General features: G+C 63.7%; 16 protein-coding genes and 3 pseudogenes. 6 read left to right on the plus strand and 13 right to left on the minus strand.

The window, feature by feature from the left end; translation table 11 throughout:
• Positions 1-133: 133 nt before the first annotated feature.
• The 5 genes and pseudogenes from BFL43_RS02710 to BFL43_RS29275 form a co-directional block, all read right to left on the minus strand.
• Complete coding sequence (locus BFL43_RS02710; protein WP_084890546.1) at positions 134-1,639, minus strand: NAD(P)/FAD-dependent oxidoreductase; 1,506 nt, start codon at positions 1,637-1,639, stop codon at positions 134-136.
• The gene (locus BFL43_RS02715) at positions 1,636-2,562 is read right to left on the minus strand and encodes a reductase (protein ID WP_084890547.1); all 927 of its coding nucleotides are present in this window, start codon (positions 2,560-2,562) and stop codon (positions 1,636-1,638) included. Before BFL43_RS02715 ends, BFL43_RS02710 begins: the two co-directional genes overlap by 4 nt.
• A 2-nt stretch (positions 2,563-2,564) precedes the next feature.
• Positions 2,565-3,442: pseudogene (locus BFL43_RS02720) on the minus strand (SDR family NAD(P)-dependent oxidoreductase).
• Positions 3,443-3,469: 27 nt separating this feature from the next.
• On the minus strand, positions 3,470-4,087 hold the full coding sequence (locus tag BFL43_RS29270; RefSeq protein ID WP_346425932.1) for an alpha/beta hydrolase: 618 nt from the start codon (positions 4,085-4,087) through the stop codon (positions 3,470-3,472).
• 12 nt (positions 4,088-4,099) lie between these two features.
• Positions 4,100-4,399: a hypothetical protein gene (locus BFL43_RS29275; RefSeq protein WP_240498016.1), complete on the minus strand. Its 300-nt coding sequence runs from the start codon at positions 4,397-4,399 to the stop codon at positions 4,100-4,102.
• Positions 4,400-4,593: 194 nt separating this feature from the next.
• Here BFL43_RS29275 and BFL43_RS29280 point away from each other — a divergent pair, with 194 nt between their 5' ends.
• The 4 genes from BFL43_RS29280 to BFL43_RS02740 all read left to right on the plus strand — a co-directional run bounded on the left by BFL43_RS29280 (position 4,594) and on the right by BFL43_RS02740 (position 8,294).
• The gene (locus tag BFL43_RS29280) at positions 4,594-5,046 is read left to right on the plus strand and encodes an FAD-binding oxidoreductase (protein WP_240498017.1); all 453 of its coding nucleotides are present in this window, start codon (positions 4,594-4,596) and stop codon (positions 5,044-5,046) included.
• A complete protein-coding gene (locus tag BFL43_RS29285) occupies positions 5,040-5,645 on the plus strand; it encodes an iron-sulfur cluster-binding domain-containing protein (protein WP_240498018.1) in 606 nt (201 codons plus the stop codon). The genes BFL43_RS29280 and BFL43_RS29285 overlap by 7 nt, the downstream gene beginning before the upstream one ends.
• 151 nt (positions 5,646-5,796) lie before the next feature.
• On the plus strand, positions 5,797-7,341 hold the full coding sequence (locus BFL43_RS02735) for a UDP-N-acetylmuramoyl-L-alanyl-D-glutamate--2,6-diaminopimelate ligase (protein WP_084890550.1): 1,545 nt from the start codon (positions 5,797-5,799) through the stop codon (positions 7,339-7,341).
• 257 nt (positions 7,342-7,598) lie between these two features.
• On the plus strand, positions 7,599-8,294 hold the full coding sequence (locus tag BFL43_RS02740) for a GAF and ANTAR domain-containing protein (RefSeq protein WP_084890551.1): 696 nt from the start codon (positions 7,599-7,601) through the stop codon (positions 8,292-8,294).
• A gap of 62 nt (positions 8,295-8,356) precedes the next feature.
• Here the strand turns inward: BFL43_RS02740 and BFL43_RS29290 are convergent, their stop codons facing one another.
• From BFL43_RS29290 to BFL43_RS02770, 7 genes and pseudogenes are all read right to left on the minus strand, one after another.
• Positions 8,357-8,557: a P-II family nitrogen regulator gene (locus tag BFL43_RS29290; protein ID WP_084890553.1), complete on the minus strand. Its 201-nt coding sequence runs from the start codon at positions 8,555-8,557 to the stop codon at positions 8,357-8,359.
• Positions 8,558-8,731: 174 nt separating this feature from the next.
• Positions 8,732-9,298 carry a hypothetical protein gene (locus BFL43_RS02750; RefSeq protein WP_084890555.1) on the minus strand — a complete coding sequence of 189 codons (567 nt, stop codon included), beginning with the start codon at positions 9,296-9,298 and terminating at the stop codon, positions 8,732-8,734.
• A gap of 11 nt (positions 9,299-9,309) precedes the next feature.
• Positions 9,310-10,185 (minus strand): annotated as a pseudogene (locus BFL43_RS02755) (zinc-binding dehydrogenase); the annotation flags it as partial.
• Between the two features lie 76 nt (positions 10,186-10,261).
• A pseudogene (locus BFL43_RS29295) lies at positions 10,262-11,128 on the minus strand (transposase); the annotation flags it as partial.
• 663 nt (positions 11,129-11,791) lie between these two features.
• Positions 11,792-12,676 carry an oxygenase MpaB family protein gene (locus tag BFL43_RS02760; protein WP_084890557.1) on the minus strand — a complete coding sequence of 295 codons (885 nt, stop codon included), beginning with the start codon at positions 12,674-12,676 and terminating at the stop codon, positions 11,792-11,794.
• Entirely contained in the window at positions 12,673-14,568 is a 1,896-nt protein-coding gene (locus tag BFL43_RS02765) for a hypothetical protein (protein ID WP_143695045.1), read from the minus strand. The genes BFL43_RS02760 and BFL43_RS02765 overlap by 4 nt, the downstream gene beginning before the upstream one ends.
• A gap of 31 nt (positions 14,569-14,599) precedes the next feature.
• A complete protein-coding gene (locus tag BFL43_RS02770) occupies positions 14,600-14,782 on the minus strand; it encodes a hypothetical protein (protein ID WP_084890561.1) in 183 nt (60 codons plus the stop codon).
• A gap of 96 nt (positions 14,783-14,878) precedes the next feature.
• On the opposite strand from BFL43_RS02770, the gene BFL43_RS02775 reads away from it, so the two are divergent.
• The gene (locus BFL43_RS02775) at positions 14,879-15,520 is read left to right on the plus strand and encodes a helix-turn-helix domain-containing protein (RefSeq protein ID WP_084890562.1); all 642 of its coding nucleotides are present in this window, start codon (positions 14,879-14,881) and stop codon (positions 15,518-15,520) included.
• 83 nt (positions 15,521-15,603) lie between these two features.
• Here the strand turns inward: BFL43_RS02775 and BFL43_RS02780 are convergent, their stop codons facing one another.
• The gene (locus BFL43_RS02780) at positions 15,604-16,746 is read right to left on the minus strand and encodes an IS630 family transposase (protein WP_084889713.1); all 1,143 of its coding nucleotides are present in this window, start codon (positions 16,744-16,746) and stop codon (positions 15,604-15,606) included.
• Between the two features lie 100 nt (positions 16,747-16,846).
• On the opposite strand from BFL43_RS02780, the gene BFL43_RS02785 reads away from it, so the two are divergent.
• Positions 16,847-17,194 (plus strand): hypothetical protein, encoded by a 348-nt coding sequence (locus tag BFL43_RS02785; RefSeq protein WP_084889720.1) that lies wholly within the window; start codon positions 16,847-16,849, stop codon positions 17,192-17,194.
• Positions 17,195-17,208 lie beyond the last annotated feature (14 nt).

A 17,208-nucleotide genomic window follows, 5' to 3' on the forward strand; every position in this document is an offset into this window, starting at 1 on the left:
TTTACCTCAGCTGGGGCCTTTGCAGGCCCTGCGATCCCCACCCACACCGCCTCCTCGGTCCACAGACCGAGAATGAGGTCGGTGCGGTGGGCACCGCCGCGGACGCGAAGCCGGAACAGGCTGGTTTTCCCGGTCAGTTACTCCCGACCAGGACATCACCACCCACGCCGGCCGTGTTCGCGGCCGTCACCGAATAGTCCGGTAAGACAACCGTCTCGAGTTGTTTGACGTACTGCGTGGCGAAGCCGGGATACATGGTGGCGTTGAAACCGTCCTCGGTCAGGTACCAGCTCGAGCAGCCCGAGTTCCACGTGGTCTTGGTCAATCGTCGTTGCAGTTCTTCGTTGTACTGCGCTTGCACGTCCGCCCGGACGTCGAGGACGAAGTCCTGGTTCACAGCGGTGGCAATGGCGTCGACGATGTAGTCGATCTGCGCTTCCATGTAGACCAACGCTGAGCTGTGGCCCGGACCGGAGTTCGGACCGAACGTGAAGTACATGTTCGGGTACCCCGAAACGGCAACGGATTTGTAGGCGTAGGCGCCGGCGCTCCATTCCTCGGCGAGGACGCGGCCGCCGAGTCCGGTGATCGGAATCGGTGTGCCCGCCTTGGATACGTCGAATCCCGTCGCGAAGACAATGGCGTCGAACTGGTGCTCGATTCCCTCGACGGTGCGGATGCCCTTCTCCGAGATACTGGCGATCGGCCAGGTCACCAATGTGCAGTTGTCTTTCCGCAGAGCCGGGTAGTACTGACTGGTCATCAACAACCGTTTGCATCCGGCCCGGAACTCGGGCGTGAGCTGACGGCGCATCCACGGATCAGGCACCTGCGCGCGCAGGTGCAGCTTGGACACCCCCTCGACCACACGGGTCAACGGCGACTTCCACACCACACCCAAAGCGACTGACTCATGGCCCCAGAACCAGGCTTTGCGGGCGAGCGACTGCGTGAACGGCAGGCGCCGATACATCTCTCGCGTAACCCGGCGCGTACTCAAGTTGGTACGCGGAAGAACCCACCCGGGTGTGCGTTGGAAGACCTTCACCGAGTCCGCTACGCGCACCAATTCCGGCACGATCTGCACGCCGCTCGCGCCGGTGCCCACGACGGCAACTTTCTTGCCCGCGAAGTCATAATCATGGTTCCACCGGGCGCTGTGGATCTTCTCGCCCTCGTAGGTTTCGATGCCGCGGATCTTCGGGAGGCTCACGTTGGCAAGGGGGCCCGACGCCATGACAACGGCGCGAGCGAAGACCGGCTCGCGGTCGTCGATGGTGATCTCCCAGAGAGACGAGTCCTCGTGCCAGGTCAGATCGGCCACGTTGTGTTCGAAACGGAAATACGGGCCCAGCTCGAACTTGTCGATCATCGAATCGACGTAGGCGAGGATCTCTTCGCTGCCGGAGTAGGTGTGCGACCAATCCGGATTTGGTGCGAAACTGTACGAGTAAAGCCGCGAGGGAATATCGCACGCTGCACCGGGATAGGTGTTGTCGCGCCACGTCCCTCCCGGGCGGGTGCCACGCTCAAGGATGGCGATATCTTTGATCCCGCGTTGTTTGAGTCTGATCGCCGCGCCGACGCCGGCGAATCCGCCGCCGATGACCGCGACGGACAACACCTCCCGGCCGCTCATGCGACGGGCTCGTAGGTCAGTTCCTTCGACCAGGTGGGCTGGTCGCGGAGCAAGCGTTTGGGGTATTTGGCGGTCAGCGTGACCATGCCGTCTGCGAAGCGGTGATAGGGGTGGTTGCGGTTGATCACGACGGAGCCGTGCCAGCTGATGAAGCGGTACATGGGCAAGCGCTTCGGGAAGGGGGTGCGTTCACCGACCTTCTTGAATCGCTTCATGGCGGTGTAGAGACGCTCTTCATCAACACCCATCTCAACGATGTTGTCGCGCATCTTGTTCAGCAACGGAATGTAACGCAGGGTGCCGATGATCAGCGACGGGTGCATCCAGGCGCCGACGGTCTCGACGATGATCTTGCGCATCTTCGCATGGCCGAGCAGCTCGATGACCTCGAAATCGACCGCGAGATGGCGTGACTCGTCGGCGTTGATGCGCTTGAACACCTCTTGGCAGACCGGGTCGTCTATCTCATCGACGATGAACTTCACCAGCGCGCCGTCGAGAGCGACCTCGAGCATCGGAATGACAGTGCCGAGCACAGCGAGAGGCGTCTGATCGGAGTACTTGTCCAACCAGTCGATGATCAGTTTGACGTTGACGTTCGGCTGCGGGATCTCGTCGTTCGCGAGCATTCCCCACCGGCGCATCAGCGCCAGTTCGGCGTTGGCGTGCTTTTGTTCCTCGGCATGGAAGTGGCGGTAGATGTCTCGAAGCGTCTCGGTCGGGGCCTTGCGCGCCATGGCCGCGAAGCCGCGGGCACCGACGTTCTCGATCCACATCAGATCCGACATGAACGGCTTGAGTTTGGCGTGCAACTCGGGGCTGATCAACTCCGCACCCGGTGCGTCCCAGTCGATGTCGGCGAGGGCCCACTGTTTGTCCTTGATCTTGTCCAGCATGGCGCCGAAATCGACGTTTTGAGTCATCGTCACTTTCCTGTCGTTGAAGCGGTTTGGAGGATGGTGGGCGAGGCCGGCTCATTCGGCATCAGCCGGTTGAGCAGGCCGGCGCCGCGTGCATAGAGGGCTGGAGCGAGTCGCTTGGCCAACCAGATCGCCTTGGCGTCAAGCTGCGGAACGACGTAGAGGCGGCCCTTGTCGAAAGCATCGAGCGTGCCGACGGCGACGCGCTCGGGCGAAAATCCGGTCCACCGCATCAGCTTCTGCGCGAGTTGAGACGACTGCGCGGTGATACGGCCGTCAACGGCCACGTTGGTCTTGACAAACGTCGGGCACAGTACGCTCACGCGCACACCGGTCCCCGACAACTCGGCCGCCAGGGTTTCCGAAAGCGACATGACTCCGGCCTTACCGACGTTGTACGGGCCCATGGTCGGCGCGGCGGCGAAGCCTGCGGCAGATGCGACGTTGATGACTCCCCCGCGCCCGGCCGCACGCAGCTGAGGAACGAACGTTTCACACCCGTGGATGACGCCCCACAAGTTGATGCTCAAAGCCCAGTTCCAGTTCTCGAGGCCGACGTTGCCCACCGGTTGTCCGCCGATACCGACGCCGGCGTTGTTGATGACCAGCGTTGGGGCGCCGCCGAATTCGAGTTCGGCGAACAAGGCGAGATCTTCCACTTGCGATCGATCGGCGACGTCGCACCGCACTGCACTGCATAGCCGGCGCCGGCAAGAAGCCGGACTGTCTCTTCGGCCCGTTCGAGTGAGATGTCGGCGCACACGACGCGGCCGCCGCGCCGGGAGAGTTCGATGGCAAAGGCGCGGCCGATACCGCTTCCCGCGCCAGTCACCACGGCGTCGGCGCCGTAGGACGGCGATGGGGTCGATCGGAATCCGAACATGATTTCTCGATTTCTCTTGTGGGCGGACTAGTCAATGGAGGCTGCGCTGTGACCGAGTTCGGCGCGGAGGAACTGTGCTGCCCGCCGCAACGCCGGCGTCGCCTCCGGACAGATGCGATCAAGCGCCTGAAAGACATGCATCTGATCGGGCCAGATTTCGAGCGTGCACGTACCCGCGTTGGCTTCGACCAGGTCGCGCAGATACTCGGCGTCGGCGACCAGCATCTCGGCGCCACCGGCCTGCACCAGGAAAGGCGGCAGCACCGTTCCGGCCTCGACCGCCAGTCGCAGGCGCGGGATATCGGGTTCGTGACCGGATGTGTAGAGGGTTGTCAGCGCCCGCGCACCGGCAGCGGAGATCATCGGATCGCGCCGCACGCGCTCGCGGCACTCGGCGAGATCAAACGTCAGGTCGATCAGTGGGGAGAACAGCGCCACCGCAGCGGGCTGGGGTACGGACCGCCGCGCGTTGTCGATGACCAGGTCCAGCGCAAGGCGCCCTCCGGCGGAGTCTCCCGCAACGACGATGCTGCCGGAGTCATAGCCGCGGCCCAGCAGCCACCGATACGCCCGCTCGACGTCGTCCGCGGCAGACGGGAAGGGGTGCTCGGGTGCGAGTCGGTAGTCCACCACGAACACCGGCAGGCCCGCCTCACGTCAGAGTCGCGACGCCAGGCCACGGTGCGTGCGCGCCGAACAGATCGCGTAGGCGCTGCCGTGCAGGTACAGCACGACCCCGTCGGCTCCGCCCGACGCACTCTCGTCCGGGAATCCGGATCTTGTGGCATCCACCCACTCCCCGACGACACCGTCGTTGCTGACCACTGTGACCGTCGTTCCGCGCGAGCGTCTGTCGCACATACGCATTGCGACCTCGACGAGTACGCGCGCCACCCATACGCCACCCTTGTCGTACGGAAGCCGGGACGCGATCGGACGTAGCATCGACGCAGTCATCCGCGCCGCACACCGGGACCGCCGGGATCCTCGCGGTGGCACGACGGCGCCTCTCGTTGTCATAACCACAGCATCATCGGAAACTGTGCCATTTGTCAATGGTACGGTTTAGGAGACAGATCAGCGGACCTGATTCCACCGCAGCAAGCCGACCAGCGTTGGCCGAGTGCAGACAATGCACGAAAGGATGCCTCTTGACCATCGATTCGGCCACCAGTGCACGAACCCTTCGACTGCAGGTCGAGAACGTCATCGAGGAAACGTCAGACGCCGTCACCCTCGTCTTGTCCACCCCCGACACCGACCGTCCGGCGCCGTTCGACTACCGGCCCGGCCAATTCCTCACCCTCGAGATCCCGCACGAGGAGGACCGCTCGGTAGCGCGGTGCTACTCGCTCTCGAGCAGCCCGGACTGCGACGATCGTCCGGCAATCTCTGTCAAACGCACCCCGGGCGGCTACGCGTCCAATTGGCTCTGCGACAACGCCGCCGTCGGTTTGACCCTGTCGGCGCTTCGGCCCGCGGGCTCATTTGTACCGTCGCGGTGGGACAAGCCACTCGTCCTCGTCGCGGCCGGCAGCGGTATCACCCCGGTCCTGTCGACCCTCAAAACCGCCCTGGCAGTCCACCACGAGCGGGCGTGCTGATCTACGCGAACAGGTCGGCCGAATCGGTGATGTTTGCCGACACTTTGGACGACCTGGTCAAACGTCATCCAACCCGTCTCGAGGTGATCCACTGGCTGGAGTCCGACCGCGGTATGCCGACCGCCACCGGACTGCGCAACCTGATGCCTTCATCGCCCGCCTCGGATGCGTACCTGTGCGGCCCTGCGGTATTCATGGACCTCGCGCACGACGCCCTCGTCGCCGCGGGACTCTCCCCCGATGCCATCTACCGTGAGGTCTTCACCTCCATCCAGGCCAACCCGTTTCATACGTCGGTCACCGGTCCCCCCGCCGCGACGGACGTGGGAACGCCAGTCACCGCAGAGGTCGAGGGCGAGGACTACACCTTCCACTGCCCGCCCGACACCGTTCTCCTCGATGCGATGCTCGACCACGGCATCGACGCCCCCTTCGTCTGCCGCGAAGGCAACTGCGGTGCATGTGCTTTCACACTCAAAGCCGGTGAAGTCGAGATGCGTGTCAACGACACGCTCGACACCTACGAAATAGGAAAACGCGTACGGCTCGCATGCCAGTCCGTCCCGGTCTCCGGCAGCATCGACATGGTCATCGAGTAGCCATCTCGTTCCTGTGACTCACTCAGCGACGCGTCCGGCCTGACGCCGCCGCCGGCGGCGTGTGTCGGTTACACGCGGTGCGGTCGGCCCGTCGGCGGCATTTCAGCTGGGCTCAGAGTTTGCAAGCGTGTCGAGTGGGTAGTCCTCGCAGATGGAACGTGTGGTCACCTCGCGGACACCGGCGCCGTGTGTGACCGTCGCCGACGTGTCTGCCTACTTGAACAGTCCTGTGGTGGGCGGGACCGCGCGAAATCACCTCGCTGTCGCCCACGACATCCGGGACGATTCACGGACGCTACGTCCAGGCGACGTGTATGTCGCTATGCGCGGTAACAATTGGCACGGAATGGAGTTCGAAGCCGAGGCGGCGCACGCGGGCGCAGTGGTCATCATCAGCGATCGTCCATCGACCGTCTTGCCGACCGTGATCGTCAAAGATCCGCGGGAGATCGTCGGTCCTCTCTGTGCGTGGTTCTACGACACGTCATCGAACTCTCCCCGCGTGTTCGGAGTCACCGGCACCAACGGCAAGACCAGCACCGCGCATTTCATGGACGCGGGTCTGTCCGCAGCGGGCGAGATGCCGGGGTTGATCTCGGGAGCTCGCATCCGGGGGCCCGGTTGCCAGTGGGTACCAGAACGCACCACACCCGAGGCGGCAACGTTACACCAGACCTTGGCACACTTTCGCCGGTCGGGAGTCAGCGCGTGCGCAATGGAGGTCTCCTCACATGCCATTGCTCAGCGGCGCGTCGCCGGTATCCGGTACCGCGCGATGGCATTCACGAACCTTGCGCCCGACCATCTCGACTACCACGGCACGATGGAAAATTACTATGCGACAAAGGCATCTATGTTCGAACCGGAATGTACCGAACTGGCCGTGATCAACACCTCCGACGAGTACGGACGCCGCCTGGCCGCCGCGGCCGGCGCCGAGGTGTGGACCTGCGGAAGACAGAGTCTCGCCGCAGATGTCTTCGCCGACAACGTCGTCTGCGACGCGACAGGGTCGCGTTTCGATGTGCACACGCCCAGCGGCCGCGCACACGTGCGCCTGCATGCGATGGGCGCATTTCAAGTCGACAACGCGCTCGTGGCCCTCACGGTTCTCGTCGCTGACGGAGTCGACCTCCACGCTGCCGCCGACGGGATGTCCTCGCTTACCGCAATCGCCGGCCGATGCCAACCGGTTCACGTTGGTCAACCCTTCACGGCCATCGTCGACTACATGCACAACACGGCTGGTCAGCGAGCTCTGCTGCCGTACCTGAGGTCTCTGACACCAGGCCGCATCATCGTGGTCGCCGGAGCCACGGGCGGCCGCGACCCGAACAAGCGGCGCGCCTTGGGCAACTATGCCGCGTCGCATGCCGACGTTGTGATCGTGACGGACGAGAGTCCCGAGGACGAGGATCCCGCAGCCATTCGGTCACAGGTTTTGCTCGGCGCCCATCAGGCCGACCGCGCAGAGGTCATCGAGAAACCCGATCGCCTCGCGGCCATCGAACACGCCGTTGCAATTGCCCAACCGAACGACTCACTGGTCGTCGCAGGCAGAGGCAGTGACCCGATCCAACGATACGGCGCCCGCACACTGCAGTTCGATGACCATGAGCAACTACGGAACGCCATCGCATCATCCCTGAACGGCGCCCGTGCCCACGGGGATGCGCCTCGCCCGTCCCATTCCTAGGCGACACCTGTTCGCCGACAACAGCTGCCGAGGCGGCCCGGGCGGTGCCCCGGGCTAGGTTTTGTAACCCGGGACACCTGAGTTAGTCGTGTAGCCATGGCCGCACGCCAACCTGTGTCCCAGGTACCGCAAGCGGTTGCTGGACAAACACCGTTCCCCAAGGTGGGGGTGGGCGCTGCGCGGTACGCTCACGTGAACCTGCGTTTGTAGGCTGAGCCCTCGTTTGCAGGCGCACACCGACGACCGAAGGCGCGCGCATGAGCAACGAGGTTCCCGACCTGGCCGCCACCTTGGCCGAGCTCGTTCGGACCATGGCCGACAAGCCCGAACTCGAGGAGACCTTGCGCCTGATCACCGGCGCCGCCGTGGACCTGATCGAAGGCGCAGATTCGGCAGATATCCTACTGATTTCCAAACGCAAAGAGTTCCGCTCCCACGCTCCGACCAGCGACCTCCCGGTACGGCTCGACAGCATCCAGGAAGAACTCGGTGAAGGCCCTTGCATCGACGCCGCCTTCAACGAGCGGATCATTCACACCGACGACCTGACCGCCGAACGCCGCTGGCCGAACTTTTGTCCGCGGGCCATTGCAGCCGGGGTCCACAGCAGCTTGTCGTTCCAGCTGTACACCGGCGGCGGCGCGATCGGTGCGCTCAATCTGTTCAGCTCTACCGCTGGGGCATTCTCGGCCGCCGACATCGAAGTGGGCCTGATGCTCGGCACCCACGCAGCGGTCGCCTTGCACGGAATCCGCAAGAGCGAACAGTTCGAGTCTGCGTTGGCCAGCCGCGATGTCATAGGTCAGGCCAAGGGAATGATCATGGAGCGCTTCACCGTTGACCCTGTGCAGGCATTCGAACTGTTGCGCAAGCTATCCCAAGACTCGAACGTCCCGCTGGTGCAGATCGCGGTGCAACTCGTCGAACGCGGATCAGCCAGCACCGGCACGTAGTCATCCACGGCCTCGCGGCCGTAGGTCACGGCCAACGCGCCGCGGCGAAACCCGCGCGGAGGCTACGGGTCTGCAACCGGTCTGACTCGCTGGACGGTATGGAGGGGCATCACCCAGATTTTTCCGTCTCCGATCCGCCCGGTACGTGCTGTATCGACGACGGTGTTCACGATGTCCTCCACATCACGGTCGTCGTCACCGACGGCGACTCCTACCGCATGAAACACCGAACGGAGGGCCCCACCACAACCTGAATTGCCCACACAGGGCGGGGACTTTTACCTGGCCACCAGTGGGGACATCAAACTGGCCGTTGACAGGTGAACGGCCGGATCACGGCCACTACCAGTTTCACGAAACGCTCCTTTTGCAACCCTCTGCGAAGATCTCGATCTCTGACTCAGGTGTTTTTCTTCTCCGTGGAGGAGCGTGCGTTGTTACCGAGCCAGCCGTCTGATCGCGCCGCGCACGAGATAAGCGCCAAAGACCGCACTGGCAACCCAAGGGGCTCCCACCAGAATTGGATCGATCCACATGTGGTATTTGTCCACCCGCTTCGTGCCGGTCCGCGCGCTCGCACTCCGTCCGATCTCGCCGGCGATGCCGGTCTCGGTGATCGGGTTGTCCGGGCGCCCGCGCGCGAACGAGGCGAGGTGGCTTTCGGCGGCGTTCACGCGGTCAGCAGCCAGCAGCAGCAGCCAGTGAGCGGCGCGGGCTTCGCTGTAGCGGTAGGCGATGCGGCGCAGTTTTCCGGACAATCCGGTGGGAGGGGTGGAGGTCCCGAATACGGGAGTCAGGAACTCGTGTTCGATTGAGCGTTCGCGCGGCCACTTTTCGCGTTGCCGCTCCGGGAAGTCCCAGTGTGCTCCGGTGGCGTCGGGGTCGAGTCGTTCCTGGGGAACCGATGGCCGGTCGGCGGGGTCGAGGTCGACGCCCCATCCGGGGATCCGGGCTTTGAGTTCCTCGCTGGAATAGCGGCGGGGTATGTGCGCGGTGTACGGCATTGAAATGGCTCCTAGGTGGTGGCGGGAATGATGACGGGTTTGATGCACTCGTCGAGCTTGGCTGAGAAGATGTGGTACCCCTCAGCGATGTGGTCCAGCGGAATACGTTGGGTGATAACGTCACTGGGCTTGATGTGCCCGTTTTTGACATGTTCGAACAGTCGCGGCCATTGCCGTTTGACCGGACACTGATTTATCTGAAGCGTCAGTCCCTTGTTCATCGCGTCGCCGAACTTCACGGCGCTGAACATCGGCCCGTACGCACCCAGGACCGCGACTGTGCCACCTTTGCGGACCGAGTCGATGGCCCAGTTCAGGGCGACCGGGGATCCGCCTTGCAGTTTGAACTTGGCTGCGGTGACGTGCTGGAGAAAGTTGCCGTCGGCCTCGGCGCCGACGGCTTCGATGACCACGTCCGCTCCGAGGTAATCGGTAGCCTTCTTCATCTGGACCACGATGTCGTCGTATTCGGCGAAGTTGTAGGTCTCGGCGTGGGCGAACGTCCGCGCCTTCTCGAGCCGGTATTCCAGGTGGTCGATGACGATGACCCGGCCAGCGCCCATGAACCAGGCTGATTTTGCCGCGAACAGTCCGACCGGGCCGGCGCCGAACACGGCGACGGTGTCTCCTTCGCTGATACTGCCCAGTTGGGCGCCGAAGTAGCCGGTGGCCAGGGCGTCGGTGAGCATCAGGGCGTCATCCTCGTCGAGCCAGTCCGGGATGATGGTGGGTCCGACGTCGGCGAAAGGGACGCGCATGAGCTCGGCCTGCCCGCCGTCGTAACCACCGCACGTGTGGGAGTACCCGTAGATGCCGCCGACAGCGGTGGCATTGGGGTTGACGTTGTGACAGTTCGAGTAGAGGCCGCGCACACAGAAGTAGCACGCCGGTGGCGTCGAGCGCCGCGCACCACACGTGTTCGGGCAGCAGGGCGATCGCGTTGCGGACCCGGGCATCGAGGTCGAAGCCGACCGAGTACTCCACGCTGAACCCGGTGCGGGCGTTCAGTGCGGTGATGTGGTCGAGCACATCGTGAGTCGAACCCGCGCCATCGATGGTGATCAGCAACCGCCGCCGGTACTTCGCGGGGACCGCGGCGATGGCGGCGTCGATGATCGCGATGTGATCGGCTGCCGTGTTCGAACCCGCGCTGCCGGTACGGGGGATGATCGCCAGCAACTCGCCGGTGTTGTCGCACCACGCCGTCAACGGATGAAATCCGTAGCCGCCCTTGAAATTGCCTGCCGCGCACTGCTTGTCCGAGTAGGAGGTGACCAGGGTGGCGTCGATCCGGATCGCGATCACACCCTCGATATCGCCGTAGCAGGTGCCTACCGGCGCGATCTTGCCGTGCCGGGCCGCGATCAGCTGCCACACCCGGCGGCGGACCCGGTTACGTGCCGCGGTGAGATTCTTCAGCGCCTTCGCGTCGATCTCGTTCAGCGAACGCCACAGCGTGGACATCGAGGCCACCGGCCCGAACACCCGCTGCTGGTCGCCGAGGACCACGATGTCGGACATGCAGGTAGCACCGTCGGCGATCGACACCGCCAGATCGCACACGACCCGGCCCCGGTCATGGATCACATCCGGGCGAACAAGGGCATCCGATAACGCGTTGGTCAGGCCCGTGGCGTCGGCGAGCATCCGAGTGACGACGCTGCCGCTGTGCGACACGACGTCGTCGCCGCGGACTTCGATGTCCAGGCCCCGGGACCAATTAGTATCCTGCATGCGAGAAGTGCGCCCGTTCTGTGGATTGCGGAGTCGTCGAGAAACCCCATTATCCCTGAGCTGACGCACTTTTCGCGTACACGACACCACAGTCATGCCAACCCACGTGAATAATCCAGGTTGGGGTGTTCGATCGGAGGAATGGGCTTGTCCTCGACCCTGATTTTGTACGGACCTCGATAGACCATCGATTTCATGTTCTCTCCCGCTGGATTTCTTGTGTGTACAGCCGCGGTGGTCTCGGCGGGTGTCACGCGTCGGTCACGTCTCGCGCTATGTGCGATGCATCGGCGATGGGTTATTGCTGCGCCCGGTATGACGAAACATGCTGGCTCCATTCACAAAATAGCCACCAAATGTGTGCCCGCAAGCTGGAGACACCGATAGCGTGCACACGAGTGCATGGTTGGGAGGCGAGCCAGGGTCAGACCCGCGCCATGGCCGCCGTAGCGCACCTAAAGCACCCAAGAACACGAAACAGGACGATTCCCGACCGTCACTTGGGATGTCGCCAGTATCCCCCCGCCCCGGCGAGTTCAAACGCGAGTGAGCCATGAAGGTTTATCGCGCCTTGATGAAGGGCATTAAAAAACACAGCCATACAAAATGCCGTGGCATTCTCGCGTTCGATTACGTCGGCACCTCGTCGTGCCTGTGGCCGACTCAGTACGAGGAGCTACCCATGTACGTCGGCTGATCAGGTCCATCAACCTGGCCGAGCGTCAAGAGCTGCCCACAACTCGGGAGTCCTTCGCCTTCTCAGCTGGGTTGGTTCTCGCGCTGTGACCGTTGGTAGCCGACTTCGGACGGTTCTCGCTCGCCGTATTTTCGGACTCCGAATGTGGAGACCATGGATCGGTCGAGGTCGACCAGGCGCAGCGGCGTCGACCCGGCGTAAGTGGCAACTGCCACTCGGGTCGCGAGTTGCAGTGGCCGTGAGGGGTGCGGTAGGTCGTGAACCTGCCGGAGATTCGGTGGACAGAACGCCGAGATGATGTGGTCCGCGTACGGCCTCAGGAGTTTGGGCAGGACTCGCTCTGCGAACGCCTCGATCAGCGAGCGAGCCACGGCACGACCCTCAGTGGTCGGTGCGAACTCTTGTTGCTCGTAGGACCGTGCCCATCTCTCGAGCGCTTCGCGTGTTTCGGGCAGGCCGTCGAGACCCTGCAGTTCGGCCACCGAACGCCAGAAGCGCCACTGCGCTTCCAATTCTGTTGGGGTGAAGGGGGAGTGCGCGAGGTCCGAGGTGATCCGGTGTGGATCGAGTGCAAGGGTCGAGAGCGTATACAACGAGTCGTCGTTGCGGATCGGGAAATGCGCGTGGATCTGGTTCAGGCGCGCGATCCAGGCACGTCCGGTCGGCGACGTCGGTCCGTGATCGAGCAATTGCCCGAAGAACAGCAGGGTGTCGTCGTTGCGCCTCGCCGGGAACTGCATGATGTCCCCACCTCCGCGGCGGTACAGGATTCGCGCCATGGTCGGAACCGCCACCTGTTTCATAAGCGCGACAGTGAACAGGGCGTAGGTGAGAGATGGATTGCCGTGCAAGGTGACCAGGGACAGCCGAGCTATTTCGGCGGCGTCGACGACCGGATCCAACGTGCTGATCCGTCGGGAGACGAGGTGACCGGGACGTAGTTTCATGAGGTGGGCTCCATTCGGACAACGGTGCGTCCTTCGATGTCGAGATCTATGCGTGCTCGGCCGTGGCGGTCTGTTTCGACCGTCGAGTCGAGGGTTCCCACCACCGCGTATCGGCGGTCCAGCCGGAGTTGATCGATTACCAGCGTCGTGCGAACGCCACCATCGCCGGGATAGAGGACCAAGTCCAGCGCCTGACCATCGGTGACGGCGCGGGCCACCAGAACATCCGGGTATGCGGCCTCGGCGAGACAAGGGCCCGCGAGCCAATGGGCGGGTAGGCCCGCGCCGATCAAGTCTCGATTGGCCGCCGGCCGCGCGAACCGTGAGAGCAGCGAGTACAGGTTGCCCTGCGTGGACAATCCTTCATACCGTGCGACGCCCGCCTGGCGTTCGACGTGTTCCTTCGCATCGACGTACGCGAACGCGGAGTCTGCAACGTCGTCATCCCCCATCTCGCGAGCGGTCAGCGAGAGAAAAGTCTGGGCGAAAGAGTCACTACCGAACGAGTAGTTGCCGACGTCGCAACGGTTGGCCGCCGTCCGCGGGAGAAGAAAACGCTCCCCATCGAACTCCAACGAGTTTCGTCTCGTCAGCCACCACGCCCGATGCGCCTGATCGGGCAGAAAGGCGTTCATCCAGTAGGTCGTCGGGAGACTGACGCCTTCGCTGGCCCAGATGTTCCATGACAGCCCCAGGCTCTCGTTGCGAACACCGATGAGTTTGCCGTCCGGGCGCGCGAACTCGTGTTCGTACGCTCGCGCGATCGCCGCGCTGAGATCGGCATGGAAGTCCGTACCGTGTAACCGATCATGCGCGATGAGGGTGTTGACTCCGAAGGTGTTGCAGACGGGGTAGATCCAGCGTGGTTCGCAGGAGAACAGTGTGTAGGCCGACCGGCGCATGTTGCGGTGGATGGATTTTGCCAGGTCGTGGAAGTCGTGCCGATAATGTTGGCTGTCGGACCAGGTGTAGGTCAGGCCTCCTGGCCTGGAGAATCGGTTGTCGCCGAAGCTCTCGTACATCCCGACCGCGGCTCCTTGCCATCCGGTCAGCATCACGTTGTCGTTGTTGTCGACCGGATCGCGGCCGAGAGACAGTCGGCCCCAGGCATTTTCCATTGCCCAGTAACCCCAGACCCGCTTGTCCCCCATTTTGGGGATCGACCTCTCCTGCGCCTCGGCCAGATCCCCGGAGAACGCCGGTGTCCGCGTGTAGCGGTACATCGACAGCGCGTAGCCCAGTACACTGAGCTGATAGCGAAGTGCTGCCTCACGGAACTGGTCGCGGCGATCAAACCCGGCGAACTCCGACAATGGTTGCAACGCAAGGTCGAGCGCAAAGCGAAAATGCGCCAGGTCATCTGCCGAAGCCTCCCCAACTGGCGGTTCGGGTGACGACGGCACCGCAGTCTGAAAATACGTGACATCCGCCAGTTCGGCGTTCACCGACCGCGCAATTGCCACTTGATGACGGTGACGCAGGACGTGAACACCGAACGCAACCACCACCACACCCGGAACCAGGCCGGCGGTGACAGCGATCCAAGTGACCGACAGGTGAGTATGAGAATGAGTGACAGCCGCTTCGAGCAGAAACGCCAACCATACGATGATCGGGGCGATGACCGCACCGATCATCCACCACACCAGAACAGCGAGCCCAAACGCGGCCACTGCCATCGCCGCGTGCGCGACATGCCCCGATGCCAGGTGACCGCCGCCGGGAAACAGCAGCCCCATGGCCGCGACGCCCGCCACATGGTTGCCCATGGCGGTGACCAGTAGTCCACCGGTCCACAAAGTGCGTACACCGCAGCAACTCTGCGGAACTTTGCGCGGGTCACCGGAGTCAGCAACGGCCGCGACGTCGGCAAAAGACGCGCTGGAACCCACCGACCGGGCCGCACAACCGGCGTCGCCCTCATCACCGGACCACCGAGATCTGCAGCTCCGGTGTGACAACCCGCCGTGCGGCCGGCGGCATCGCCGTCGCCGACGAGACCTCTCCCCCGGTGCACGAGGCGATGACGAAGAGTTTGCGCAGGCCGACCATCAGCAGCAGCAAGATCGTGCAACACAGCATCGGGACCTCCATCTGAAACCGCATCGTTTCGGTTTCGGTTAGCCTAGGTGGGACGCCGCTCGCCGTCAACGTTCGGACCGGCACAGGACAGCGGGTCACCGGCACTGGCACTATGAGCACGTGACGCCGACCACCGAGCCCGCCGGGCGACACTACGGTGGGCAAAGCGCTACAGAGCGCCGACTATCGCGCAGACATCGGCTGATTGAAGCCGTCCTCGACCTCGTCCACGAGGGCGGTATCGAATCGCTGAGCATAGGAGCGATCTGTGAGCACGCATCGGTCTCCAAACGGCATCTCTACCTGAGCTTTTCCAATCTCGACGAGCTCACCGGAGAGGCACTGACCGACGTGCTCACACAGGCGGCCGATCGAATCGCCGCGGCAACCGCGAAACTCGACAGGGAAGCGTCGAGAACCCGACTGATCGAAGTCGCGGTCGAAGAGATCCTCATCGCGTTCGACGATCCACGGGTCGCACGTCTGTATCTCGAGGCGCCCGGAAACCGCGGGCTCCGCGCAGCGCGAGACCATGCGGTGGCCCGTTTCGTGAGCCAACTGCTGACCCTCCTCGCCAGCGACCGTGCCGATCACCCGCGAGCTCAGCTCATCGCCCGCGTGCTGGTCGGAGGTACCACCGAGGGGGTCGCGCTCTGGCTGCGCGGCGACGTGACGCTCGAACGCGGGGAGCTGGTGGCGACACTCGCCGCCCTGGGCGTCGACGCGGTCAACCGTATCCTCGAGTTGGACCCACCACGCTGAACCAGCCGACTTGGGCCATCTCCAGGGAGCACGTCCTGCCGTCGCCTTGGCTTAGTGGTCTGAGCCGTTAGTTCGTCGGGGGGTCATGCCGCCTCGCTGCTTTGATCGATCAGTTTGAGTTGGCGGTGGAGGTCCCGGCGGGTGTATTTCCAGGCGAAGGGTTCGGCGGTGCGGTTGTAGCGTTCGGCGAAGGTGTGCAACCGGTTCTCGACTGAGGTGAGGTCGGGAAAGTCATTGGGCGTGAGGACTTTGCGTTGGACGATGGAAAAGTAGATCTCGACTTGGTTGAGCCATGATGCGTGCACCGGGGTGTGCACCATGACCGCGTTCGGGTATCGGGCGGTGAGGCGGTCGATCGATGCTTGTCCGCGGTGCGAGGAGCCGTTGTCGACGACCCAAAACACCCGGTCGGCGGACGCGTACGGTTCGCTCGTCATGACCTGATCGACGAGGGCGGTGAACTCGGTGATGCCGGTGCTTTGCTCGCAGCGGCCGAAGACCCGTGCGGTGTGGACGTCGTAGGCAGCGAGGTAGGTGAGCGCGCCGCGGCGGCGGTAGTCGTGGCTGACGCGCATCGGGCGACCTGGTGCGGCGGCGGTGGTGCGGTGGCAGCGGTCGCGGGCTTGGATCGACGGCTTTTCATCGGCCGAGATCACAAACTCGTTGCTGCCCAACGGTTTGCCTGCGTAGCGGCGTGCGTACAGGTCGAGAACGACAGATGCTCTCATCTCGAAGTTCGGGTCGCGGGCGGCGATCCAGGAGCGATGCTGCCACGGTTTGAGCGCATCCTCGTCCAGCCACCGGCGCACCGTCGACACCGAGACGGTCATGCCGTCGCGTGCGAGTTGGGCGGCGAGTTCCGGGGTGGACCACCGTGCGATCGGAATATCGTGATCGGCCGGGATCTGACACGCCCACGCTTTCACTGCAGCGATGTCAGCGGGGGTGTAGATCGGTGGCCGGCCCGACCGTGGTGCGTCGGCGAGGGCATCGATACCGTGATGGTGGAACCGGCTGCGCCACTTACGGACCGTGTCGGGATGAACGTCGAGTTCGATGGCGATACTTGCGTTGGTGCAGCCGTCCGCGGCGAGCAGCACGATCAGAGACCGCAGCACTGTCTTCTGCGGTGTCGACCCACACCTCACCCATGTTTCGAGAACCTGACGGTCGCTGGTGGACAGGACGATCACGCAGGCCGAGGGTCGAGCGGTTTTGTCACTCATGCCTCAAAAGGACACCTGAGTCACACCTGTCTCGGGCCGCGGCACGCCGATGATCCGCGAAATGTTGGGTGGACCACACGGATCGGGCACGATCGGATGCGTGCCGACACCACCGGAATCGACGAAAAGCTCACTGCGCCTCAAGCTCAGCGGCCACGCCCGAACGAGGTGGCCGCAACTCGCGCGAGTCAACGTCCGATTTCGTGGCGCGTTCGCCTACGTCGACGGTGTACTACCGGACGAGTCGGTCCTGGTGTTGATGCGGCTGCGATACAACGGCTCCGCTAGCAGATGGGGCTTCGCGATCCACCTCGCGTCCAAGGGCAAGTACGAAGATTCGCTGCTGCCTACAGGCGACTTCACCGGCAGCCCTGAAGACGCACTCGACACCGCATGCGGGCTCTACCTCGGCGACCCGACAGCCTGGCAAATACCCCCGACGAACTAACGGCTCAGACCACT

Origin of the sequence: Williamsia sp. 1135, assembly GCF_002095395.1 — a bacterium.
Lineage (GTDB): Bacteria > Actinomycetota > Actinomycetes > Mycobacteriales > Mycobacteriaceae > Williamsia.